This window comes from Clostridium sp. 001, assembly GCF_019056555.1.
GTDB classification, from domain to species: Bacteria; Bacillota; Clostridia; order Clostridiales; family Clostridiaceae; genus Clostridium_B; species Clostridium_B ragsdalei.
The window spans coordinates 329,030-353,013 of sequence record NZ_CP020473.1 but is presented as its reverse complement, the minus strand read 5'-3'; the positions used below and the strand labels follow the sequence as shown (position 1 = coordinate 353,013).

General features: G+C 33.6%; 21 protein-coding genes. 16 read left to right on the top strand and 5 right to left on the bottom strand.

The window, feature by feature from the left end:
- Positions 1-64 precede the first annotated feature (64 nt).
- Genes B5S50_RS01570 through B5S50_RS01560 form a run of 3 tightly spaced genes read left to right on the top strand, consistent with a single transcriptional unit; the run spans position 65 to position 3,319 of the window.
- On the top strand, positions 65-1,057 hold the full coding sequence (locus B5S50_RS01570) for an ADP-ribosylglycohydrolase family protein (RefSeq protein WP_217302895.1): 993 nt from the start codon (positions 65-67) through the stop codon (positions 1,055-1,057).
- A gap of 17 nt (positions 1,058-1,074) precedes the next feature.
- Positions 1,075-2,454 (top strand): cytosine permease, encoded by a 1,380-nt coding sequence (locus B5S50_RS01565; RefSeq protein ID WP_217302894.1) that lies wholly within the window; start codon positions 1,075-1,077, stop codon positions 2,452-2,454.
- Entirely contained in the window at positions 2,447-3,319 is an 873-nt protein-coding gene (locus B5S50_RS01560) for a PfkB family carbohydrate kinase (protein WP_217302893.1), read from the top strand. The genes B5S50_RS01565 and B5S50_RS01560 overlap by 8 nt, the downstream gene beginning before the upstream one ends.
- Before the next feature lie 84 nt (positions 3,320-3,403).
- Here B5S50_RS01560 and B5S50_RS01555 read toward each other — a convergent pair whose 3' ends face one another.
- Complete coding sequence (locus B5S50_RS01555) at positions 3,404-3,958, bottom strand: helix-turn-helix domain-containing protein (protein ID WP_217302892.1); 555 nt, start codon at positions 3,956-3,958, stop codon at positions 3,404-3,406.
- Positions 3,959-4,114: 156 nt separating this feature from the next.
- Here B5S50_RS01555 and B5S50_RS01550 point away from each other — a divergent pair, with 156 nt between their 5' ends.
- From B5S50_RS01550 to B5S50_RS01500, 11 genes are all read left to right on the top strand, one after another.
- Positions 4,115-5,089 carry a multidrug resistance efflux transporter family protein gene (locus B5S50_RS01550; RefSeq protein ID WP_217302891.1) on the top strand — a complete coding sequence of 325 codons (975 nt, stop codon included), beginning with the start codon at positions 4,115-4,117 and terminating at the stop codon, positions 5,087-5,089.
- A 397-nt stretch (positions 5,090-5,486) separates the two neighbouring features.
- Positions 5,487-6,248: an AAA family ATPase gene (locus B5S50_RS01545; protein WP_217302890.1), complete on the top strand. Its 762-nt coding sequence runs from the start codon at positions 5,487-5,489 to the stop codon at positions 6,246-6,248.
- Entirely contained in the window at positions 6,245-7,549 is a 1,305-nt protein-coding gene (locus B5S50_RS01540; RefSeq protein WP_013238959.1) for a nitrogenase component 1, read from the top strand. The genes B5S50_RS01545 and B5S50_RS01540 overlap by 4 nt, the downstream gene beginning before the upstream one ends.
- The gene (locus tag B5S50_RS01535) at positions 7,550-8,611 is read left to right on the top strand and encodes a nitrogenase component 1 (protein WP_023161802.1); all 1,062 of its coding nucleotides are present in this window, start codon (positions 7,550-7,552) and stop codon (positions 8,609-8,611) included.
- On the top strand, positions 8,608-11,007 hold the full coding sequence (gene hypF, locus B5S50_RS01530) for a carbamoyltransferase HypF (protein ID WP_023161801.1): 2,400 nt from the start codon (positions 8,608-8,610) through the stop codon (positions 11,005-11,007). Before B5S50_RS01535 ends, hypF begins: the two co-directional genes overlap by 4 nt.
- A complete protein-coding gene (locus B5S50_RS01525; protein ID WP_023161800.1) occupies positions 10,970-11,176 on the top strand; it encodes a HypC/HybG/HupF family hydrogenase formation chaperone in 207 nt (68 codons plus the stop codon). Before hypF ends, B5S50_RS01525 begins: the two co-directional genes overlap by 38 nt.
- Positions 11,176-12,234, top strand: a complete 1,059-nt coding sequence (gene hypD / locus B5S50_RS01520) for a hydrogenase formation protein HypD (RefSeq protein ID WP_023161799.1) — start codon at positions 11,176-11,178, stop codon at positions 12,232-12,234. The genes B5S50_RS01525 and hypD overlap by 1 nt, the downstream gene beginning before the upstream one ends.
- Positions 12,227-13,231 (top strand): hydrogenase expression/formation protein HypE, encoded by a 1,005-nt coding sequence (gene hypE / locus B5S50_RS01515; protein WP_023161798.1) that lies wholly within the window; start codon positions 12,227-12,229, stop codon positions 13,229-13,231. The genes hypD and hypE overlap by 8 nt, the downstream gene beginning before the upstream one ends.
- Positions 13,232-13,269: 38 nt before the next feature.
- Complete coding sequence (locus B5S50_RS01510) at positions 13,270-14,040, top strand: AAA family ATPase (protein WP_023161797.1); 771 nt, start codon at positions 13,270-13,272, stop codon at positions 14,038-14,040.
- The gene (locus B5S50_RS01505) at positions 14,013-15,359 is read left to right on the top strand and encodes a nitrogenase component 1 (protein WP_254306667.1); all 1,347 of its coding nucleotides are present in this window, start codon (positions 14,013-14,015) and stop codon (positions 15,357-15,359) included. Before B5S50_RS01510 ends, B5S50_RS01505 begins: the two co-directional genes overlap by 28 nt.
- On the top strand, positions 15,356-16,489 hold the full coding sequence (locus B5S50_RS01500; protein WP_065076674.1) for a nitrogenase component 1: 1,134 nt from the start codon (positions 15,356-15,358) through the stop codon (positions 16,487-16,489). The genes B5S50_RS01505 and B5S50_RS01500 overlap by 4 nt, the downstream gene beginning before the upstream one ends.
- Positions 16,490-16,730: 241 nt before the next feature.
- Here B5S50_RS01500 and B5S50_RS01495 read toward each other — a convergent pair whose 3' ends face one another.
- On the bottom strand, positions 16,731-17,840 hold the full coding sequence (locus tag B5S50_RS01495; RefSeq protein WP_065076632.1) for a DEAD/DEAH box helicase: 1,110 nt from the start codon (positions 17,838-17,840) through the stop codon (positions 16,731-16,733).
- Positions 17,841-18,116: 276 nt separating this feature from the next.
- Here B5S50_RS01495 and B5S50_RS01490 point away from each other — a divergent pair, with 276 nt between their 5' ends.
- Together B5S50_RS01490 and B5S50_RS01485 are read left to right on the top strand one after the other, a co-directional pair.
- Positions 18,117-20,534: a type IA DNA topoisomerase gene (locus B5S50_RS01490; protein ID WP_083985479.1), complete on the top strand. Its 2,418-nt coding sequence runs from the start codon at positions 18,117-18,119 to the stop codon at positions 20,532-20,534.
- A gap of 139 nt (positions 20,535-20,673) precedes the next feature.
- The gene (locus B5S50_RS01485; protein ID WP_065076633.1) at positions 20,674-21,120 is read left to right on the top strand and encodes a TM1802 family CRISPR-associated protein; all 447 of its coding nucleotides are present in this window, start codon (positions 20,674-20,676) and stop codon (positions 21,118-21,120) included.
- A gap of 17 nt (positions 21,121-21,137) precedes the next feature.
- On the opposite strand, the gene B5S50_RS01480 is transcribed toward B5S50_RS01485, so the two are convergent.
- Genes B5S50_RS01480 through B5S50_RS01470 form a run of 3 tightly spaced genes read right to left on the bottom strand, consistent with a single transcriptional unit; the run spans position 21,138 to position 23,984 of the window.
- Positions 21,138-22,517: a sensor histidine kinase KdpD gene (locus B5S50_RS01480; RefSeq protein ID WP_217302889.1), complete on the bottom strand. Its 1,380-nt coding sequence runs from the start codon at positions 22,515-22,517 to the stop codon at positions 21,138-21,140.
- Complete coding sequence (locus tag B5S50_RS01475; protein WP_065076634.1) at positions 22,508-23,170, bottom strand: response regulator transcription factor; 663 nt, start codon at positions 23,168-23,170, stop codon at positions 22,508-22,510. Before B5S50_RS01475 ends, B5S50_RS01480 begins: the two co-directional genes overlap by 10 nt.
- 37 nt (positions 23,171-23,207) lie before the next feature.
- Complete coding sequence (locus B5S50_RS01470; protein WP_217302888.1) at positions 23,208-23,984, bottom strand: lantibiotic immunity ABC transporter MutG family permease subunit; 777 nt, start codon at positions 23,982-23,984, stop codon at positions 23,208-23,210.

Sequence of the window (23,984 nt, the reverse complement as noted above, 5' to 3'; positions counted from 1 at the left end):
TGTGTTTATATATTTCATAAACAAACTTGTACGTACGACTGTACAATATTAATGAGGTGATAAGGTGAAAAATAAAATTTTAGGTGCATTATATGGTATGGCTATAGGGGATGCCATGGGAATGCCTTCTGAGTTTTGGAGCAGGAGAAAGATAAAAGAGTATTTTGGTAAAATAGAAGGTTTCTTAGATGGTCCTAAAGAAAGTGAGCTGGCAATGTATTATGCTAAAGGACAATTTACGGATGATACAGGTGAAGCCATAGCAATTTTAAAATCATTGATTAAAACGAATTTTGTTCCTGATAAAAACGATATAGCTGATGAACTTATAAAATGGGCCATAGCTCATAACGCCTTTGAATATAACATATTGGGGCCTAGTTCAAAAGCAGCTTTAATGGCAATAAGGGAAGGTAAAGATCCAGAAGAATTCACTTGCAAGGCAGAGACAAATGGAGCTGCTATGAGAATTGCACCTATAGGATGTTTATTTTCCTGTGAAGATAAGGACAACTTAATAGAATATGTAGTAAATATTAGTAGCGTAACTCATAACACAGATGTGGCTTTAGGTGGGGCTAGTATGGTTGCAATGGCTGTAAGTTCTGCTTTAGAAGATAAGTCCTGGGATGAAATTATAAAAAATTCTATAGATGCTTATAATAAAGCAAAAAGTTTTGGTGCAGAGACATTTTCTCCTTCATTGTTGGAAAGATTGAATTTAGGACTTTATTATGCAGATAAATATAAAGACGATAGTGAGTCTTTTTTACAAAAAATATTTGATGTAATAGGTACTGGAGTGCTTACGAGTGAATCTGTTCCTGCAGCAATGTCAATAGCTTATTATGCAAAAGAGCCTGAATTGTGCAGCATTATGTGTGCCAATTTGGGAGGGGACACGGATACTATAGGTGCTATGGCAACGGCCATATGTGGTGCCAAATCTGGAATAGAAAATATTGATGAGAAATGGATTGAACTTATAAATGAAAAAAATAGGGTGGATTTTAACATCTACTCAGATAAGATAAATAATTTTAGAAACAAAAAGTAAAAAAGGGGGAATAATTAATGAGCAGTACAAATACATCACCGTTTTTATCGGTTGAAGAAAGAACAGGTAAGCCTAAGGAATTATTTGCCATATGGTTTGCCAGCAATATTGGATTTTTGGGGTTAGTTTATGGTGCTATGATAGTAGGATTTGGACTAAATTTCTTACAATCTATTCTTGTTGCAGCAGTAGGTGCACTATCCTTTGCATTAGTAGGATATCTAAGTTTATCTGGGAGAGATACTGGAGGAACTACGTTTTTGCTTTCTAGAGCAGCTTTTGGAATAAATGGAAACTTCATTCCTAACTTTCTTGGTTGGCTTAACTTAATTGGTTGGCTAGCAGTAAATGTGGTTACAGGAACTTTGATTTTGCTTTCACTGTTTAATTCCTTTGGAATACGTCAGAATAAAACGCTTACTATAATAGCACTAATAATATTTGTAGCGCTTATATTGGTTTCTAATATTTTAGGACAAGATTATTTAGTTAAAATCCAAACTATACTTTCATATGTATTTGGAATATTAACTTTATTTATATTACTTATATTAATACCAAGAACCAATTGGAATCAATTATTTGATATGAAAAATGGGAGTTGGCTTATGAGCTTTTTACCTGCAGTTTCAATTATTGCAGCTGGTACTGGTATAAGTTGGAGCATAGCTGCGGCAGATTATAGTTGTTATCAAAAGCCTAATACATCGTCTGCATCTGTCGTTGCTAGTGTTACTTTCGGAGCATTTATACCACTATTTGTAATAATGGGCGCAGGAATACTAATGAGTACATCAGTACCAGATCTGGCAACGGCTTCGAATCCAATTCAAGCTATAGGTAAGGCTTTGCCTAAATGGGTAACAGTTATTTATTACATAACAGCTTTAGGTGGTTTTATACCTCAATGTCTAATAAGTTTAAAATCAGCAAAAGTCAGTCTTGAAACTTTAAATATAAATGTAAGTAATAAGACAGCTATAACAGTACATGCAATAATAATGATACTTTTACCTGTTTATGTACTGTTTATTTCAAAAGACTTTTTAGGCAATTTTCAAATTTTCTTGGGATTATTAGGAATAGGATTAGCAGCATGGGCAGCAGTGTTTTTAGTAGATTATAAGTGTATTAGAAAAAATTTAGGTTATAAAGAGGAATTACTAATAAACAAAGATATGAATTCAGTGAATAAAAAGGGTGTATTTAGCTGGTTTGCTGGAGTAATAGTAGGATTGCTATTTACAAATTGTTCATTCTTCAGTGGTCCTTTTGCAAAGGGAATGTTCAAAGATAATAGTCTTGGAATTTTACTTGCATTCATAGTAAGTGCTGTAGTTTATTATATTTTAATTGTAATTACAAAAGAAAATAAAGGGGTGAAAAATAATGCCTAAAGTATTGGTTATGGGTGCAGCAGTTATAGATATAATTTTAAAATTAGATAAGCTGCCTAAAAGCGGAGAAGACATTACAGCAGAGCATAAAGAAACAGTAGTAGGAGGATGTGCATATAATGTAGCTAATGTGCTTAAATATTTAAAAGTAAAGCATGATTTATGTGTACCTGTTGGAATTGGAAACTATTCTAACATAATAAAGCAGCAATTAAAGGAAGACGGATATGATGTATCTATAGAAGATTGCAGCGAGGACAATGGATGGAATTTATCTATAGTGGAAAGTGATGGAGAAAGAACATTTATCACTGTACCTGGTATAGAAACCAAATGGAAAGAAGAATGGTTTAAAAACATTAACATAGATGAATATGATTACATCTATGTATCTGGATATGAATTGGAAGGAGCTTCAGGAGAAGTTATAGTAAATTTATTACAAAATAAAAAACAGAAATGTACTATAGTTTTTGATGCAAGTCCAAGAATAGAATATATAGATAAAAATGTATTGGATAGACTATTTAAAATGGGTACCATTATTCATTCAAATAGAAAAGAGATAAGTGTTCTTATAGGAGAAGAGAATTTAGATGCAGCAATTAATAAAGTATATAATATTACGAAAAAGCCAGTAGTTGTAACTAGAGGAAAAGATGGTTGTAATTATTATAGTGGAAAGGAAAGTGGAAATATACCTACAGAAACAGTCAAAGTAAAAGATACAATAGGAGCGGGAGATTCACATACAGGTGGATTTATAGCAGGATTATGTATGGGACTGTCTCTAGAAAAAGCTTGTGAACTTGGCAATAGCATAGCTAGTAAAGTAGTTCAAAATCAAGGTAGCAAATTAAAATAGAAATATTATATCCTGTATTATAGGCACAGAAAATGGTTTATAATACAGGATATTTTTAGTTAAGAAAGGCGCATTTGAACCTCTCTATTTATAATACATTATTATATTTTGAAATACTGCTTTTTTAGTAGTTGTATTTTTATAGGAGTGGGGCTTATTTCCCATAAATTTAATAGAATTTCCTTTTTGCAGTGTAAAACTATTGTCATTTATGATTAACTCCATTGTACCTTCTGTAATAATAATGTATTCTTCAACATCATCATTATGTGGGGTAGATGCATGGTTACACCCTGGTTCTAATTCTATAGTAAATATCTCAAATCCTTTATTATTATCAAATGGAAATATTGAATATAATTTCATTCTATTATTGTCTTCTAATAAGGGAACAATGTCATCCTGATGTATTACTTTTAAGTCATCCTCTTTTTCATTGATAAAGGATGAAAAAGATACTTTTAATCCAGTTGATATTTTCCACAAAGTAGATACGGTTGGATTTGATAGACCTCTTTCTATTTGGCCTAACATTCCTTTGCTTACCCCGGTTAGCCTTGATACATCATCTAAACTTAAGTTTCTCCTAATGCGTATATTTTTAAGCTTAGAGCCTATAATTAAATTCAAATTTTTCATAAGTTTAACTCCTTATATAGCGATTTTTACATTATAACATCTACAATTCTATAATAATTTTTGAATTAAGTAAAATATTATCAATAACATATTGTACAAAATAACATACATATGTATAATATATTATATAAAAATTATAGATGGGAAGTAATAGTAGTGAAAAGAGCAATTATACTGGGCATAACAGCTTCATTCTTTTTTGCATTTACTTTTGTACTTAATCAACAAATGAATTTTCATGGTGGAAGTTGGATATGGAGCTCTTCATTAAGATACATTTTCACGCTTCCAATTTTATTTGTTATCATGATTGTTAAAAATGAATTATCTGAAGTGGTAAGTGATATAATGAAAAAGCCTATGAAGTGGATTGTCTGGAGTACAGTAGGGTTTGGATTGTTTTATGCACCTTTAAGTTTTGCCTCAATATATGGTCCTTCATGGTTAGTTGCTGGAACATGGCAAATAACTATAATTGCAGGGGGCCTTCTTTCTCCTTTATTTTTTAAAACTGTAAAAAAGAATAATAAAGTTTTTAAAGTAAGAAATAAAATTCCTAAAAAAGTGTTATCTATTTCGCTGCTAATTTTATTTGGAATATTTTTAATGCAGTTTCAGCAGATACAAGAAATATCCAGTATAAAACCTTTAATAGGAATTATTCCTGTAATTATAGCAGCTTTTTCATATCCTTTAGGCAATCGAAAGATGATAGAAATCTGTGAAAATAAATTTACCACATTTCAAAGAGTATTTGGTATGACTTTGTGCAGTATGCCTTTTTGGATAATATTGTCCATATGTGGTCTTATGTCTGTAGGGGTACCAAGTAGGGGACAGGCAGTGCAGTCTCTTGTAGTTGCTATTTGTTCTGGAATTATTGCTACTATACTGTTCTTTAAAGCAACGGATATAGTTAGCAGTGATACACGTAAGTTGGCGGCAGTGGAATGTACACAATCAGGTGAAGTTATATTTACTCTTTTAGGAGGAGTGTTTGTGTTTCATGATAAAATACCAACGGGAGTTGACTTAATTGGAATACTCCTTATTGTTGTTGGTATGATTTTAAATAGCTGTATTGTTGACAAGAGAGAAGAAAAAGAAAAAGCCTATGAAGATATAGTGTAATTTAATCCATTTTTATACCTTTGTCATGAAGAATTTGGTGTAATTTCTTGACAGTACCAATTTTTGGTGATAAACTAAATATATAAAAAATTTAGAAAACGTTTATTTCACATTTTAATTAAAAATTAATATTTTTGTCACTCTGAAGCGAAGGTGTCCTGAGATAAAGAGCGGGCAGTAAAAAATTAATATATTATGTATTGTTTATCTGAACTTAGTGGAGAAATAAAACTCTAAAGAGAAAGCGATTATCACTAAATCAAAGATTTGGGATATATGCTTTTCCTGCTAAGTAAGATTCATTAATATATTATGACCGCATTTAAGCTCTTCCCAAACTTGGGAGGAGTTTTTTTACATAAGAAGATAAAAATGAAATACCATAGGGGGTTAAAAAATGCTGAAAATAGCTATATACGGAAAAGGCGGTATTGGGAAATCTACAATTACCAGTAATTTGTCAGCAGCCTTTGCCAAGCTCGGAAAAAAAGTTATTCAGATAGGATGTGATCCTAAAGCAGATTCCAATAGCAATTTGCTTGGAGGAAAAACATTAATGCCTGTAATGAATTATATGAGAGAATTTGATGCAGATCCAGAAAAAATTGAAGATATTTCAAAAGTAGGTTTTGGCGGCGTTCTGTGTATAGAGACTGGCGGCCCTACACCAGGACTTGGTTGTGCAGGCAGAGGAATTATTACTACATTTAATTTATTAGAGGATTTAAATCTTTTTGAAGAGTACAAGCCAGATGTTGTACTTTATGATGTTTTAGGAGATGTAGTTTGCGGTGGATTTGCAGCACCTATTCGTGAAGGATATGCTGAAAAAGTACTTATTGTTACTTCTGGTGAAAAAATGGCCCTCTATGCAGCAAATAACATAAATAGTGCAGTTAAAAATTTTGCAGATAGGGGTTATGCAAAGGTGTTTGGTATCGTATTCAATCATAGAAATATTGAAAATGAAGAAAAAAAAGTAAAAGATTTTGCCAGCAAGGAACATCTTCCTATTGTAGGTGATATCCCAAGAGACAATAATATCAATCATTTTGAGGAGATGGGGAAAACAGTTATTGAAGGAGACCCTAATCTTCCAATAAGTAAGTGCTTTTTCAATTTAGCCACATTATTGATTAAAAGTGAGGAAATGAAATGAAAAAAGAGTCATATTATATTACAGCAGAAAACTTAGCCGCAGAAGGTAAAGATAATATTCCTGCAGAACTTATTTCGAATACCCATTTGATTTACAGTTCACCAGCAACTCTTTCTTTTAATTCACCTGGTGCGCAAGGATTTGGAGTTAAGCGTGCAGGACTAGCAATACCAGGGTCAGTTATGCTTTTAGTAGCTCCTGGGTGCTGCGGCAGGAATACGACAACATTAAGTGAGCAGGGTGGATACAGTGAGAGAATGTTCTACTTGGTAATGGATGAAACTGATATTGTTACTGGAGCTCATTTGAAGAATATTCCACAGGCAGTTGAAGAGATTTGTAAGTGTACACCAAGTATGCCGTCAGTGGTTATGATTTGTATTACATGTGTTGATGCACTCCTCGGAACAGACATGGAGCGTGTTTGCAGAAAAGCTATGGATAAGGTAAATATTCCTGTTCTTCCCTGTTATATGTATGCATTAACAAGAGAAGGTCGTAAGCCTCCTATGGTACATGTAAGGCAGTCCATTTATTCACTTCTTAAACCAATGGAAAAAAAGCTGGATACAGTTAATATACTGGGATATTTTGCTCCACTTATGGAAAACTCAGAACTATATGATTTGCTGCACCATATTGGCATGAAGAAAATAAATGAGATCTCCCGCTGTAAAGATTTTGATGAATATATGCATATGGGAGAGGCAAATTTTAATCTTGTATTGAATCCAGAAGCAAGATTTGCAGCAGATGATATTATGAAACGACTGAATATTCCATCAGCAGAGCTTGTACGACTGTATCAGATAGATAAAGTACAAAGTCAATACAAAATTTTCACCAGTGCTCTTGGTACAAGCTTTGATGATCAAAAATATTATGATGAAGCAAAAAAGGCCATAGATGAATTAAAAGCTGCTTATCCTGATATAACCTTTGCAGTAGGTGAAGCAATGAATGCTAATTCTTTTGAACTCTCCTTGGCACTTTTAAGATATGGATTTAAAGTAGCTGAAATATATGCTAGTCTTACGGCTGAAGACTTTGTTTATATCAGAAAAGTTGCAAAATTGAGTCCTAAGACTAAGATTTATTCCAATCTTGAACCTACCATGATTTATTATGACTGCAGTGAAGAAAAGATTGATATAACCATTGGCAAGGATGCAGAGTACTACCACCCTGATTGTGTAAATGTACCTTGGAATGAGGACATTCAGCCCTTTGGGTATGCTGGCGTAAAAAAATTATTTGAGGAATTGAAACATTCGTTGGATTGTTTTGGTAAGGAGGCATAGATGAAAGGATTAAGAAAATACATACCACCTTTTGCACCAGATCAGTCTGGTGCAGCATCTGTTCTTTATAAGCTTGGGGGAATTATAGTTATCTGTGATGCAGGGGGATGTGCTGGTAACGTATGTGGATTCGATGAGCCTAGATGGAATGCAGAAAAAAGCGCCATTTTCAGTGCTGGTCTTCGTGATATGGATGCTATACTGGGGCGTGATGACAGGCTTGTGGCAAAACTTGCAGATGCTGCTAAAAAAGTGGAAGCAAAATTTGCAGCAATTATCGGAACTCCGGTACCTTCAGTTATTGCTACTGATTACAAAGCAATAAAGAAAATGTCAGAAAAAAAACTTGATGTACCGGTCATTACCATAGAAACTACTGGTATGGAATTATATGATATAGGGGCTGAAAAGGCTTATCTTAAAATGTTTGAGACCTTTGCAAAAGATGGCCTCACAGTAGATAAAGAAAGCATTGGTGTAATTGGTACAATCCCACTTGATGTAAGTGATTTAAAGGCAGCAGATAAAATAGAAATGACACTAAAATCTGAGGGTTTCAAAAATGTTTACTGCTATGGTATGGAATCGGATTTGTCAAAGGTAGAGGCTGCAGGGAGTGTATTTAAAAATATAGTAGTATCACCTGCTGGATTAAAGGCTGCACAGTATTTAAAAGAGAGATTTGGAACACCTTATGAAATTTATTATCCGCTGGTAGGAGATATGTTACAGGATGAGATGAAAGGACAGTTTAAAAGTTTTGAGGGTAAAAAAGTTTTAGTAATACATCAGCAGGTTATAGCAAATTCTATCAGAGATAAAATAAATGAAAATGTGAATTCAGACATAACAGTTGCTTCATGGTTTATGTTAAAGGACGAGCTTAAAGAAGCAAAAGATATTTCTCTTACAGAAGAGGACCAGTTTGTAGAACTTATAGAACAAGGAAATTACGATGTAATTGTAGGTGATAATATATTGAAACGTGCAATACCTAACTTCAAGGGAAGGTATGTGGGCACACCACATTTTGCAGTTTCAGGAAAGATGTGTATGATATGAAAGATTATAAAACTTTATCTATTAGAGTCTATGGTATTGTGCAGGGAGTTGGATTTAGACCTACAGTAAGCCGGCATGCAGATAAAAATCATATACGGGGAAGTGTATGCAATAAAGGACCTTATGTGGAAATATGGGCTCAAGGTAGTGAAAGTGAATTAGAGGGTTTTTTGTACGATTTAGAACACAATCCTCCAAAGCGTTCATCAATATTAAAAATTGATGTGCATAAAGAGGAAGAGTCAGAAAAATTTCAGGACTTTGAAATTATTGAAAGTGAACATGTGCAAGGTGAGATTTTTGTATCTCCTGATATTGCCATCTGTCCAGAGTGTAAAAGAGAACTTTTTGATAAGAATAACAGACGATATCTTCATCCCTTTATAAACTGTACGTGCTGCGGACCAAGACTTACTATTTTAGATTCCATGCCTTATGATCGTGTACGTACCAGCATGGGTGAATTTCCAATGTGTCCGGAGTGTGAATATGAATATACTCATGCAGAAACTCGAAGATATGATGCGCAGCCGGTATGCTGCAATGAATGCGGCCCGGAGGTTTACTTAATTGGAAGAGGCGAGCGGGGCAGGACTGCAATTACTTATACAAGACAAGTAATCCATGATGGAGGGATTGCAGCTATAAAGGGAATTGGAGGTTTCCATCTTTGCTGTGATGCCACAAATCAGGAAGCTGTAGAGAGGCTTAGAAAATTAAAGACAAGACCTGCAAAGCCCTTTGCAGTTATGATGCGGGACATGGAAACTGTAGAACGTGAATGTGAAGTTACAAAAGTTCAAAAAGAAGTACTGGATGGTCATCAGAAACCAATTATACTTCTGAAAAGAAAGCAAAGCAAAATGGTGTGTGATGCTGTGACACCTGATAATCCAAAGATTGGAGTTATGCTTCCCTATGCTCCTGTTCAACTTTTGATATTTACATATGATGATGATATAGTTATGCCGGATTGCCTGGTTATGACAAGTGGTAATACATCAGGTGCACCAATATGTAGAGATGACAATGATGCAATAACAGAATTATCAAAAATGTGTGATGTTATTTTATCACATAACAGAATGATTCGTATTCGTGCAGATGACTCGGTTATGGATTTCTTTGAAGAAAAACCTTATATGATAAGGCGTTCCAGAGGATATGCGCCGCTTCCGTTTATGGTTTCAAACGGATTTAAAGGGGAAGTACTGGCAGTTGGTGGTGAACTCAAGAATACTTTTTGTATAGGCAAAAATGATTTGTTTTATCAGTCCCCCTATGTTGGTGACATGGAAGATTTGAGAACAGTAAAAGCATTGAAAGAGTCTATTACAAGATTGGAAACTCTGCTTGAGACGACGCCAACAATTGTGGCATGTGACATGCATCCAAAGTATAATACTACGTGCATTGCACAGGAAATTGGAATTCCCGTATTTCAGGTTCAACATCATTATGCACATATTTTATCTTGTATGGCTGAAAATGATTATTCTGATCCAGTTATAGGCGTTTCATTTGATGGAACAGGATATGGAACAGATGCAACCATCTGGGGTGGAGAGCTATTAGAAGTTACTTATGATGGATTTGAAAGGCTTGGCAGCATAAAACCTTTTATTCAGATCGGTGGTGACATGTCAGCTAAAGAGGGCTGGAGAATTGCGGTATCCATGATTTACAGTATATACAAAGATAAAGAAAAAGCAGCTGAAGTTGTAAGACAGCTTAAATTATGTGATGAGAAGAACTGCGATGTTCAGTTTATGATGGCTGACAACAAAATAAACAGCATAACATCTACGAGTGCAGGGCGTTTGTTTGATGCTGTAAGTGCTATCTTGAATATCAGAAAACAATCATCTTTTGAAGGGGAAGCTTCTACTACCCTTGAATTTGCAGCAGAGGCTTATGAAGAAAAACATGCGGACCATAATAGTGGCAGCAAAATTACTGATGAGGATAGTATTGAACTTTCAAATCTTGTTTATGAGAATTCAAATGGACAGCTAATTTTCGCAACAGATGTTTTAGTAAAGAAAATCATAGAGGAAACTTTAACTGGGAAAGATGCAGCGATGCTTGCTTACTTCTTCCATGAAAAATTGTCAGATATGATTGCAGCTGGATGTATACAAGCTTCTAGAAACACTGGAATCAAAACCATAGCATTAAGCGGAGGAGTATATCAAAACCAGTTATTATTAAAAATGAGCCTAGACCGTTTGAGAAAACTTGGATTTAAAGTTTTAATTCATAGTTTGTTGCCGCCAAATGATGGTGGAATAGCACTAGGTCAGGCAGTAGCAGCAATGGAACATATAAATAAATTAAAAAAAGGGGAGGAGAATAACTATGTGTGTAGGTTTACCAGCAAGAGTTGTAAAGGTTAAAGAAGGAATGGCTCTAATTGATGCTTCAGGAGCAAAAAGAAAGGTATCTGCAGAATTAATCGATGAATTGGAACCAGGCGATTACGTTATGGTTCATGCAGGAATCGCCATTTCAAAAATTACAAACGATGATCAGAGTGAAACAGATAAAATCATGGAGGAATTATAATGGCTGAGAACATAAAAAAAACTGCAAAGGAGATTATTGAATCCTATGATGGACCAAAGATCCGTATTATGGAGGTTTGCGGAACGCATACCCATGAGATATTCAGACTTGGAATCAGAAATATAATACCAGAAAATATTGAACTCATATCAGGACCAGGATGTCCGGTTTGTGTTACACCAGTTGGCTTTATTGATGAAGCTATTATGCTGGCCCTTGACCATAATGCTACCATATGTACCTTTGGAGATTTAGTAAGAGTGCCTGGTTCAGAAATGAACCTTGCTGGAGCCAGATCAAAAGGCGCCAAAGTTCAAATAGTATATTCACCTATTGATGCTTATGAGTATGCTAGAGACCACCTTGATGAGCAGGTAGTATTCTTATCAGTAGGATTTGAGACAACCACACCTGCCAGCTGTCTGGCTGTAAAAAAGGCAAAAGGTGCAGAACTTAAAAATTTTGCATTACTTACGGCAAACAAAACCATGCCGGGAGTATACAAAACACTAAAAAATAGTGCAGATGCATTTTTATATCCTGGCCATGTACATGCTATTACAGGTACGGAGTTATGTGAGTCTTTAGTTAACGAAGGCGTTAGTGGAGTAATAACAGGTTTTACTGCAAATGAAATTATGACAGCACTTGCTGTAGTAATCACAAAATTACAAGAAGGAGAAAGCTTTTTTAAAAACTGTTATCCGAGAGTTGTAACATATGAAGGCAGTAAAGCGGCTCAGACTATTGTATCTGAAGTCATGGAGGACTGCGATTCTGAGTGGAGAGGTCTTGGTGTTATCAAAAATTCAGGACTTAAATTGAAGGAAGCTTATAAAGAGTTTGATGCCAGAGACAAATTTCATTTAGGAAAAGTAGAGGGAAGAAGTAATCCGGCTTGCCGATGTGGTGATGTTTTGCAGGGAAAATGCAAGCCATCGGATTGCAAAGTATTTGGCAAAGGGTGTACGCCACTACATCCTGTTGGAGCATGTATGGTATCTAATGAAGGAGCATGTTCAGCATATTATCAGTATGGAGGAAAAATAAATGGATAAAACAGTTACACTAGCTCATGGAGCTGGAGGAAGACAAACATCAGAATTAATAGATCAGGTTTTTAGAGCTCATTTTTCGAATCCTGACCTGACAGCAGATGATGCTGCAGTATTGAACATTAAAGGAGGAAAACTAGCTTTTACAACAGATGGATTTATTGTTTCTCCATCGGAATTTCCAGGTGGAAATATTGGCAAATTAAGCATTTGTGGTACAGTAAATGACTTATCCTGTATGGGAGCGAAACCTCTGTATTTATCCTGTGCTTTTGTTATTGAAGAGGGCTTCCCAATGGATAAATTAGAGAAAATTGCAGCAGCCATGGAAAAGACTGCAAAGGAAGCAGGGGTTAAAATAGCCGCAGGAGATACAAAGGTTGCTGGAAAAGGGCAAGTTGATGGAGTATTTATAACAACAACAGGTATAGGACAGATTATGGATGATGCTAATACCTCTGGTTTTAATGCAAAACCAGGCGATGCGATTATTGTAACCGGTGATATAGGGCGACATGGATGTACTGTTTTACTGGCACGAGATGAGTTTGGAATTGAAGCAGATGTAACCAGTGATTGTGCACCATTATGGGGTACAGTAAAAGCTATGTTTGATACGTCAAAAGATATTCATGTAATCAGAGATGCTACACGTGGAGGTGTCGGTACGGTATTATATGAAATTGCCGAGCAGAGCAAAGTTGGAATTAGATTAGATTCAAAGAGTATACCGGTAGCAGATGGTGTAAAAGGTGTATGCGGCATGCTGGGGTTGGAACCACTATATCTTGCATGTGAAGGAAGACTTGTAGTTTTTGCTCCAAAAGAAATTGCTCCAAAACTTGTGGATACATTACATAAAGGTAAATATTCAAAAGATGCAGCCATTATTGGTGAGGTCACTTGTGATATGCCTGGACGTGTTATTGTAAAAACAGAAATCGGTGCTGAAACATTGCTGCCACCTCCAGGAGGAGAATTGCTTCCAAGAATATGTTAATTAAACACTAGTAAATTAGAGTATGGAGGAAACACATTATGATAAAAATTGCAGTGTATGGAAAAGGCGGCATTGGAAAATCTACAACAGTTTCTAACATATCAGCTGCACTTTCTGATAAAGGAATAAAAGTTATGCAGATAGGATGCGACCCTAAAGCTGATTCTACAGTTTCACTTCATGACAAAACAAATATGAATACGGTGCTTGAACTTGTAAGGGAAAAGAAGAATAATTTTGATTTAGAAGATATGGTTACTGTTGGGTACAATGGCGTCATATGTGTAGAAGCAGGTGGACCTAATCCGGGCCTTGGATGTGCAGGCAGGGGAATTATAGCAGCACTTGAAAAATTGAAGGAAAAAGGTGCGTATGAGGTATATAAACCAGATGTGGTAATATATGATGTATTGGGTGATGTAGTATGTGGAGGATTTTCTATGCCAATGCGTAAGGGCTACGCAGACAAAGTATTTATTATAACCTCAGGTGAAAACATGGCGATTCATGCAGCTGCCAATATTGCAATGGCCATAGAAAACTTTAAAAATAGAGGTTATGCTGGCCTTGGAGGTCTTATTCTTAACAGAAAAGATGTGAAGAATGAATACGAAAAAGTAAGCGAATTGGCAGAGGATATTCATTCAGAAATAGTTGGTACCCTGGACAGAAGTGAGGTCGTTCAGGAAGCAGAAACTTTGAACAAGACGGTAATAGAAGCATTTCCTGAAAGTGATATGGCAAAACAGTATAGAAAGCTGGCAGAGATCATTATGAGGATATGTGGAAAGGAGATATCATGCTTATAAATGTATCTGGACACGTTGATGAGGCAGGTACCTGTACTTTAATAAAAGATGCTGCATTTCCTGAGCCATTTGTATCTGGCCTGCAATATAACGCTCCTGCTAGGGGAGTATGGAATATAGTTCATGTTGGAATGCTTATTCCAAAGTCGCATCAGATATATGTATGTGCAGCAAACTGTTTAAGAGGAGTTGTTCTTACAGCAGCAGAAATGGGCACATTGGACAGATTCTCAACTATAGCTGTGCAGGAAAATAATGTGCTTGAAGGTGATATGGAGGAACTTATCATTGAGGGTGTATCAGATATACTCAGTAAACTTCCACAAAAACCTCCAGCAGTTCTAATATTTACTGCCTGCATACATTATTTTATGGGATGTGATTTGGAGCTAGTTTACACAGAATTACGAAAAAGATATCCGGATGTGGCTTTCACGGATTGTTATATGGATCCAATTATGAGAAAAAGCGGCCTGACTCCGGATGAGAAAATGAAACGTCAATTATACAGCATCCTTCAACCAATGGAAATTAACAAAAAAAGCATTAATATCATTGGTAACAATATTCCTACGGATGAAAGCAGTGAACTTATACGGACCATTCGTGAAAATGGATATGAACTGAAAGATATTACTTTTTGCAAAACCTATGATGAATATCTTAATATGGCTGAAAGCTGTGCAAACATATCCTATCTGCCTGTTGCAATACCAGGTGGAGATTATTTGCAAGACAAATTAGGACAGAAGCACCTGCATTTGCCTTTATGTTATGGATTTGATGAAATAACAAAAAATTTGAATACATTGAGCGAGTATTTAGGATTACCAAAAAAAGAATATGCAGATGAAAAGTCAGCAGCTTTAAATGCTTTGAAAGAAGCAAAAGAAGTCATTGGTGGCGCAAAGGTTTCCATAGATTATACAGCTGTTCCGAGACCAGCAGGACTTGCTCGATTACTTGTGGAAAATGGATTTAATGTGGACAGGCTGTATGTAGATTCATTTACAAAATGGGACAAGACAGATTTTGACTGGCTTGTAAAAAACAAACCTGAGATTAAAGTGTATGCTACAGTACATGCAAAGATGGGTGTTCTGGATAGAAAATGTAGTGAAAAGAGCCTTGCAATAGGACAAAAGGCTGCTTATTTTACAGGAAGTGAATATTTTGTAAATGTAGTAGAAGGCGGCGGCATGTACGGTTTTGATGGAATTGTGAGACTTGCTGGACTTATGAAAGAAGCTTTTACATGTCCTAAAGATGTACGAAAGCTTATACAAATCAAAGGATGGAGGTGTGGTTGCTTACTATGAAACAGGCATCAGCATTTATTTCAACATATACGGCAGATGTGTCAGGTGTTTGTTCCGCACTATATGAATTAGGCGGGATGACTGTAATGCATGATGCATCAGGGTGCAATTCAACATATACTACTCATGACGAACCACGTTGGTATGATATGGACAGCATGATCTATATTACAGGACTTTCTGAAATGGAAGCTATCATGGGTGATGATGAAAAATTAATACATGATATTGTGGCAGCTGCAAATGAGCTACATCCTAAATTTATAGCTATTGCAGGTACACCTATTCCAATGATGATAGGCACAGATTTTCCAGCTATTGCAGAAGTGATTGAAAATGAAACTAAAATTCCTACGTTTGCTATTCAAACAAATGGAATGCACTCTTACATATGTGGAGCAGAACAGGCTCTTGCTGAAATAGTAAAACGATTTACTCTAACTAGTATACCTAAAAGAACAAAAAGTGTAAATGTACTTGGAGCTACTCCTCTGGATTATTCAGTAAACAGCAGTATAGACAGCATTAAAAGACGATTAACTGAAGCTGATTTTCAGGTTTTATCTGTATGGGCAATGGGAAGTACATTGGAGCAAATGAAACAAGCTGGAGCTGCAGAAGTAAACTTAGTTGTTTCTTCTACTGGACTTTTAGCAGCAAAAGAATTACAGAAGAAGTTTGGAACACCATATGTTGTAGGCGTTCCAATGGGAGATCAGTTTGCAGATGTAGTAATGAAATCACTGGATAGGGCAATTAGTACAGGAAAATCCCAAATTGCATATGATAAACGAGCTATGTGTGGTGGTGACACAGTTATTATAGGAGAAAGCATTTATTCGGAATCATTAGCTGCAGCACTTGCACTTGAAAGGAATATGAAAGTTAAAGTCTTATGCCCTTTGGAAACGGAAGCTGATTTGTTATTATCAGAAGATATTTTGGCAGAAGATGAAGATAGTATTATGACATATTTGAAGGGTGCAAAAGCTGTTATTGCAGATCCTATTTATCGCAGGATTATTCAGCCTGGCACTAAATTTATATCACTTCCACATGAAGCTTTTTCAGGAAGAATTTATAGAAAAGATATTCCAGATTTAGTTGATAATATAGATATAATACGGTAAATTGATATAAGATTATATACAAATTTTCACTGTTTAAAAATATTGCGAAGAAATTTTTTAAAAGAACAAAGAACAAAGTTCAAATATCAGATAAGGATAATTTTCTTCCTAAGGTCAGAAAATATTAAGATTATAGATTTCCTGAGGTACGAGGGAAATCATCTTTATCTGTTCTTTGTTATTTGAACTTTGTTATTTTTAAAAGCTTTGCTTCGCAATTTTTTTATATTAAGTCAAAATTTTATATGTTTAACTCTCTTCTAGGTATCCTAAATTTTATACCTCTTTCTATTTCTTCTAAAGTCCTTTTATCTTTTGGATCTACAAATAGACAAGTACAGCCTTTTTCACCGGCCCTTCCTGTTCTACCAATACGATGTATATATGACTCTACATTTTCTGGAATATCATAATTATATATATGAGTAACTCCACTTATATCTAGTCCTCTAGCGGCCACATCTGTAGCTATCAAATACTGAATATCTGCATTTCTAAAAGATTTCATTATTCTTTCACGTTTTGATTGAGGTATATCACTATGAAGCTTTTTACAATTGTATCCACGCTGATATAGTGCAATTTCAAGATCATCTACTCTTCTTTTAGTTCTGCAAAATATAATAGCCATAAATGGATTATCTTGATCCATAATATTACACAAGGCATCTTGCTTTTTTTTATCAGTAGTTTCTATTACATATTGTTTAATATTATTAAGTGTAACTTCTTCCTTTTTAATGGAAACCACTAAAGGATCAGTCATGTATCTATAAGCTAATTTTTTAACTTCAGAATTCATAGTTGCAGAGAAACACAATGTTTGACGTTTTTTAGAGATTTCCTTTATAATGTCTTCTACATCATTTTTAAATCCCATAAGCAGCATTTGATCTGCTTCATCTAATACTAATGTTTTTAATTTGCTAAGATCTATAGTCTTTCTATGAAGATGATCTAAAAGCCTACCTGGAGTTGCAATAATTAGATGAATGTTTCTCTTTAGTTTTTTTAACTGAGAACCTATATCTTTCCCACCATATGCAGCTAAAATATTTATATCTTTAGCTTTTTTTAGTTTTAGAACTTCTTCAGTTATTTGAATAGCAAGTTCTCTTGTAGGAGTTACAATCAGTGCTTGAGTTGAATTTACATTAGGTGATATATTTTCAAAAATAGGAATCAAAAAAGCAAGAGTTTTTCCAGTACCCGTTTGTGATTCAGCTATAACATCTTTTCCTTCTCTAATAAATTTAATACTCTCTTGTTGAATTGGTGTTGGTTTAGTAATACCCATGTGTTTTAATTCAGTTATTATATTTTCACTAATTTCTAGTTCCTTAAAATTCATTTTTTCATACCTTTCATTATTAAGGCATTTTCAAAGAAATATCCATCGCATCTTTGACTTGTTATTTTCTTTCAAATGCCTAATGTGTATTTTTATTTAGTTAAGTCAATTAATAATAGCATATTACTGCAATTAATACTAATGTTGCCCTTAAGTTTTTACATTATGATAGTACAATGGTATATTTTTATATGGGAACTTATTATTCATGATTATTATTGTATAAATTTATTACAAATAAAGTTAAAGACATAAACTTTGGAGGTATTAACTAAATTGAAGTCACTTATTATAGCTGAAAAACCAAGTCTGGCAATGAGTATTGTCAAGAGTATTGGTAATATGGAAAGAAATAATGGATATTTTGAAAATAAAAATTATATAGTTACTTTTGCCTATGGTCACTTGCTTCAACTTTACGATGTAGATGATTATTTTGGAAGAGAAAAAACAAAGTGGACTTTGAAAGAATTACCCTTTGTACCAAAAGAATTTAAATTTAGATTACGAAAAGACGAAGGAGTAAAAAAGCAATATGAAATAATAAAATCACTAATAGAAAGAAATGATGTACAGGAGATAGTGAATTGTGGTGATGCAGATAGAGAAGGGGAAGTAATTGTAAATAATATAATATTTAGAGCTTTTAAAGAAGAACATGTTACTAAACCTGTTAAAAGATTATGGCTGCCAGAACAAACAAGACAAACAATTATACAAAGTTTAAAAGATTTAAGAGATGATATAGAATACAAAAATCTATATGACGAAGGATTGGCAAGAACATATTTAGACTGGAGTTATGGAATAAATTTAACCAGGTATTTAAGTATAAAATCAGGTTCATTTTTACCTGTAGGACGTGTTTTAATTCCTATTGTGAAATATGTATATGATAGAGATGAAAAAATTGAAAATTTTAAGCCAGAAACTTATTTTGAGATAGGGGCTGTCATAAATAAAGATAACTTACATATAAAAGCTAAATTAAAGGATAGAAAGTTTGCAGCAAATGAAAGAGATAAAGCTGAAAAACTATTGGATAATTTGAAAGATAAAAAGGCTATAGTTGATAAAGTTGAAAAGAAAAAAGTTAAAAAGCAGCCGCCTAAGCTTTTTTCATTGGATACTTTACAAAATAAAATGTTTAAGGAAGAAAAAATGTCTTTGGATGATACTTTAAAAAATTTGCAGAAACTATATGAAGATGGATATACTACATATCCAAGGACTAATACAGAGTACCTGGCGGAAAATGAAAAAGATAGAATAAAAAGTGTAATTGCAGCAGTAAAGGAAAATTTTAATGCAGATATATCTTTTAAAGATAACAAGAAAATTTTTAATAGTAAAAAAGTAGAAAGTCATAGTGCAATCACTCCAACCATAAAAATTCCATCAAAGGAAAAATTATCGGAAGGTGAGAAAAAGGTTTATACTGCAATAAAGAATAGATTTATAAGTAATTTTTTAAATGAAGAAACAATAATAGAAGAAACAAGTGTATTAATAAAAATAGATGATGAAATTATTCAATTAAAGGGAAATATTATAAAAAGTCCTGGCTTTTTAAAATACGAAAAATCTAAAAGGGAAAATGAATTGCCTCAATTTGTAGAAGGGGAGGAATTAGACACTAAATTATCAGTAGATCAGAAAGAAACCCAAAAGCCTGGTAGAGTAACAGAATCAGAACTAAACAATTTCCTTAAAAATCCTTTTAAAAAGCAAGAAGTAGAAGATTTACAAGGTGAAAATGATGATGAAGAATATAAATTGATACTTGAAGGCTGTGAGATAGGTACTGTTGCAACAAGGGCAGGAATAATTAAAAATGCAAAAAAATATGAGTATATAAAAGAGCTGAAAGGTCACTTAGAGTGTGAGAATAAAGGTAAAAAACTTATAGAAGCACTTGAAAAATTAAAGATTGATTTAAATAAAGAAAAAACAGTTGAATTTGGCAGGCAGCTTAAAAAAGTTTATAAAGAGGAAATAGGAATAAATGAAATAATAGATAAAGTAAAAGATGAATTAAATAGCATTGTCCAAAATGGTAATAAAATTAAAATAGAAAAGCTGTATCTATATAACAATAAATCAGATAGTAAAATTAAGATAGAAAGCATTGGAAAGTGCCCTGTATGTCATGAAGGAGAGGTTGTTGAAAATAAATCAGGGTATGGCTGTAATAGATGGAAAGAAGGTTGCAAGTTTTTTGTAGGCAATGAAATAGCAGGAAAAGAGATTTTAAAAACCCATGTAAAAAAGCTTATTAAAGATTGTAAAACTAATGTCATAAAAGGATTTAAGAGTAAAAGCGGAAAGAAATTTAATGCCTCCTTGGTAATTGATAAAGAAGGAAAAATTGTATTTAATTTTGAAAATGAAGTCTTAGGAAAATGTCCATGCTGCGGACACGATATTGTAGAAGGTAAAAATGCTTTTGGATGTAGCAACTGGAAAGAGGGATGTAAGTTTACTATATGGAAGAATGATAAGTATTTGGCTTGTATGGGCAAAAAACCTACTAAAACTATGGTTAGAGAGCTTCTCAAAAATGGTAAAGTTAAAATTAAAGGTTTAAAAGGCAAAGATGGAAATATTTTTGATGCCTATTTTATGTTAATAAAAAATGGAAATGAAAATAAGGATAAATATCCATATAAGTGGAAAATGCAAATAACAAAATAGTAATTTTATATAACAAAAAGGAGGAAAACATGGTTATTTATAGAATAGTAAAAGTAAAATGATTGACTATGTTCCTATATTATTTGAAGATATAGGAATATAGTGAGAAGCAAAAAGGGTATATGAGGGAGGAAAGATTATGGATAGGGGAAATTTCCATCTAAAGGGCGACATTAAAAGTTATGTAGAAAAAATGGAATACGACCAAGAAGAAATAGCTATGTTTTTATTAGGGTATCTTATGGGAGAAATGAGAAATGCACAATGGAAAGATATCCATAAAAATTCTCAAAAAAGTTCAATTAACTCAGAAGATAAGGAATCTATATTTAATAAACTCAATTACACTGGCATAAACGAAATCAAAATTATAGGGCTTACTAAAGAAATTTTTGAAAAGATGGAACAAGGAAAAGTGAGAGGATATACTAGGGCAATTTCTAATGAGCTAAAGAGGATTGTGGATTTAAATATTAAAAAGTGGAATATGAATAAGCAGGAAAATTTGTTTTATGTATTGTCCGGTTATGTATACAATACTGCAAGCATCATGTTAAGTGATAAAAAGGGGAAGAGGGCAGTTTGACATTTAAGTTTTTAGATCTACAGCTCTACAGGCAATGAAATTACAATTTGCCCACCGCCCGTATATGTATCATTTTGTATATGAAGAGTGCCATTATGAGCCCTAATTACTTTATCTGCAAAAGTTAATCCAATACCATAATGACCTGTTTGACTTCGGCTTTTATTATCAGTATAAAATAGTTCTGCAGCTTTTTTGAGTGCTTCAGGTGAAAAGCCATTTCCAGAGTCAGTAAATACAAAAGAAGCTAAATTGTTTTTCAAATGGACCTGTAAGCTTAATGATGTTTCATCTGGAGTATGCTCAAGTGCATTTATAATGATGTTCATAAATGCTCGTTTCATTGAGGAAAAGTCAATGTTCCACATTAGTTCTTTTGGAATACTGATGTCAAGTACAAAATGAATATGATGGTTTCCAATAGAGGATAGTGTATCCTTCTCAATTACATGTAGAAATTTATTTACATTGCTTTTTTCTTTGTGCAGGGCAATGGACTGATCATTTTTAGAAGTTTCAATTAAAAGCTCAGTATAATGTTCTATTTCACCTGCTGCTTCCATGATTTCATTTGTATAATCTAATGCATTTTCGTCTTTTTGTGTAAGACTTAATAATTCTGCATTTCCTTTAATGACAGTAATGGGTATTTTGATGTCATGAGCCAATGCGCTAATTTGTTCACCTTTGTTTTTTTCTTGCTCAAATTGGCAGGTTAAGGATTTTTTAAGGCTGCGGCGCAAACTATCTAAGGAATCCATAACTTTTTGATGTTCTACAAAGTAAGAATTTTGCACCTCAAAATCTAAATCTTTATCTTCAATTTTTTGAGTAATGAAGCTAAATTTGTTTAATTCTCTTTTTATCTTATTTGAAAACTGCAGGGAAAGAAAATACAGTGTAATTAACAAAATAATGGTAAAAAGCAAAGCAATAGCTAATCCAGGATAAGGCATCAGATTTCGAAGGGTTGGGTTTGCAAATTGCATGATCAATTTGTAATGAATTACGCAGTATTCTTTTGGGCGCTCGATTATAGCATAAGCATTTCCGAAAAAATCAGCTCCTGTAAATTGGTGGTTTTTAATACGTAATTTTGCTTTTTTAATTTGGGACTTATTCATGGTACTTTTTTTTACATCTAAAGTTTGTTTGTCTAAAATTGTATATTTTAAATTTTTAGGTATTAATTCAGAAGTCACTTCTTTAGCACTTTTTATACTTGGCGTTACTTTTTCCACTAATTGTTCTGAATATTTAGATGGCAGCAGCATTTTGTTATTATAGATATAACTAAAAACAAAAAGTAAAGCAAGTAAAAGTATAATAAAAGAAAACCCCACTTTTAAGATAAATTTAATAATGTACATTTGAAAGGATGTTTTTTTTACTTCCACATGTATCCAACTCCCCACACTGTTTCTATAGGAAAACAGTTATATCCTTTAAATTTATTACGGATTAATCTTATATATTCAGTGATTACTGAAAATTGAGTGTCACTGTCCAAATCGTAAATTGCCTCAAAGATTGCCTGTTTTGTAAATACTTTACCTCGATTAAGTGCTAAAAATTCGCAAATATTATATTCATTTTTAGTAAAAGCAATGACATTATTATTGACCAGTATTTCCTTCTTATCAAAATCAATTGTAATATCACCATATACTAATTTTTTTGTTGACTTGCCGCGATTTTCACGTCTAAGGTATGCTTCAACACGAGCATTTAATTCCATTACTCCAAAAGGTTTTGCTATATAATCATCTCCGCCAAAGGCTAACCCTTTTACGATTGCTGATTCGTCTGTTTTTGCTGTTAAAAAAATAATTGGAGAATCTACTGCACTGCGTATTTTCTGACAAAGTTCAAAGCCATCTATCCCTGGCATCATTACATCCAGCAAAATCAGATCATATCCACAAAAATCTTCTATAGGAATATTTTCTGGATTTTGCAGTGTAATTACTTCATGATGGTTTAATTTCAAAGCATTTTTTATCAATTTTAAAATTCGCCTGTCATCATCTACAGCTAAAATTTTTGCCATGTTCTACCCCCCATTATTTACATGATACTTTTATTGATTATTTTTGTCTACCCTCCCAAAAGTGAAAGGAAAGTATATAGAATATAATACAGCAAATTGTCATTATTATCATAGATGTTAGTCCTGTATTTAGCCCATTTTGGGTATATGAGAAAAAAATTTCTTTTGGGGGAATTTTACCTTGAAGCTTGTATTGAGACATAACTATAAAGTTTATAAACCGTATGGGCCACACCCAGGGCAAGAACATCCAAACACTGTCTCCCTGTGCTGTAGAGGCTACAGCACAAATTATGACCCCGGCAAATCCAGTTATATTACAAACAGCTGTATTAAAATGATAAGCTAAAATTAAGTATAAACTATAGAGGAAAATAACACATAAAAATATGAAAGCCCCTGTTTTAAAATACAAAAGATAGTTTATGCTGTTTATATGCAATATGAGTTTCATGGATATGAAAAATAGTAATATAGCAAAAAATATAGCTCCTAAGCACATTGTAAGTAACATGCACAGTTGACTTACAAAAGAAGTTGTTTTATGGGAAAGTTTGCTAGGCATTATTTGACAATGCCCAGCTTGCTTTTCTTGATCAGCAATTAGCGCGCAAAGTACTGCAGCAAGTAATGAAAAGGCAAATCCCATCAGTTTAAAGAAGTTACTAAATATCCCCAAATCACTTGATTTACCAAGCCTTGTAAAAGTCATAAGACAAACTAAGAGAAAAGGCAGCACAATATGTGCCCGGAGAAAAATACTGTGTTTATTTTTAAAAAATTCTGCTTTGTAGCTGTGCCAAAGTTCACTCAT

Excerpts from the sequence above, each read along its gene's own strand:
- B5S50_RS01565 (WP_217302894.1), top strand. The coding sequence starts at position 1,075 with ATGAGCAGTACAAATACATCACCGTTTTTATCGGTTGAAGAAAGAACA.
- B5S50_RS01560 (WP_217302893.1), top strand. The coding sequence starts at position 2,447 with ATGCCTAAAGTATTGGTTATGGGTGCAGCAGTTATAGATATAATTTTA.
- B5S50_RS01555 (WP_217302892.1), bottom strand. The coding sequence starts at position 3,958 with ATGAAAAATTTGAATTTAATTATAGGCTCTAAGCTTAAAAATATACGC.
- B5S50_RS01545 (WP_217302890.1), top strand. The coding sequence starts at position 5,487 with ATGCTGAAAATAGCTATATACGGAAAAGGCGGTATTGGGAAATCTACA.
- B5S50_RS01540 (WP_013238959.1), top strand. The coding sequence starts at position 6,245 with ATGAAAAAAGAGTCATATTATATTACAGCAGAAAACTTAGCCGCAGAA.
- B5S50_RS01535 (WP_023161802.1), top strand. The coding sequence starts at position 7,550 with ATGAAAGGATTAAGAAAATACATACCACCTTTTGCACCAGATCAGTCT.
- hypF (WP_023161801.1), top strand. The coding sequence starts at position 8,608 with ATGAAAGATTATAAAACTTTATCTATTAGAGTCTATGGTATTGTGCAG.
- B5S50_RS01525 (WP_023161800.1), top strand. The coding sequence starts at position 10,970 with ATGTGTGTAGGTTTACCAGCAAGAGTTGTAAAGGTTAAAGAAGGAATG.
- hypD (WP_023161799.1), top strand. The coding sequence starts at position 11,176 with ATGGCTGAGAACATAAAAAAAACTGCAAAGGAGATTATTGAATCCTAT.
- hypE (WP_023161798.1), top strand. The coding sequence starts at position 12,227 with ATGGATAAAACAGTTACACTAGCTCATGGAGCTGGAGGAAGACAAACA.
- B5S50_RS01510 (WP_023161797.1), top strand. The coding sequence starts at position 13,270 with ATGATAAAAATTGCAGTGTATGGAAAAGGCGGCATTGGAAAATCTACA.
- B5S50_RS01505 (WP_254306667.1), top strand. The coding sequence starts at position 14,013 with ATGTGGAAAGGAGATATCATGCTTATAAATGTATCTGGACACGTTGAT.
- B5S50_RS01500 (WP_065076674.1), top strand. The coding sequence starts at position 15,356 with ATGAAACAGGCATCAGCATTTATTTCAACATATACGGCAGATGTGTCA.
- B5S50_RS01495 (WP_065076632.1), bottom strand. The coding sequence starts at position 17,840 with ATGAATTTTAAGGAACTAGAAATTAGTGAAAATATAATAACTGAATTA.
- B5S50_RS01485 (WP_065076633.1), top strand. The coding sequence starts at position 20,674 with ATGGATAGGGGAAATTTCCATCTAAAGGGCGACATTAAAAGTTATGTA.
- B5S50_RS01475 (WP_065076634.1), bottom strand. The coding sequence starts at position 23,170 with ATGGCAAAAATTTTAGCTGTAGATGATGACAGGCGAATTTTAAAATTG.
- B5S50_RS01470 (WP_217302888.1), bottom strand. The coding sequence starts at position 23,984 with ATGAGTGAACTTTGGCACAGCTACAAAGCAGAATTTTTTAAAAATAAA.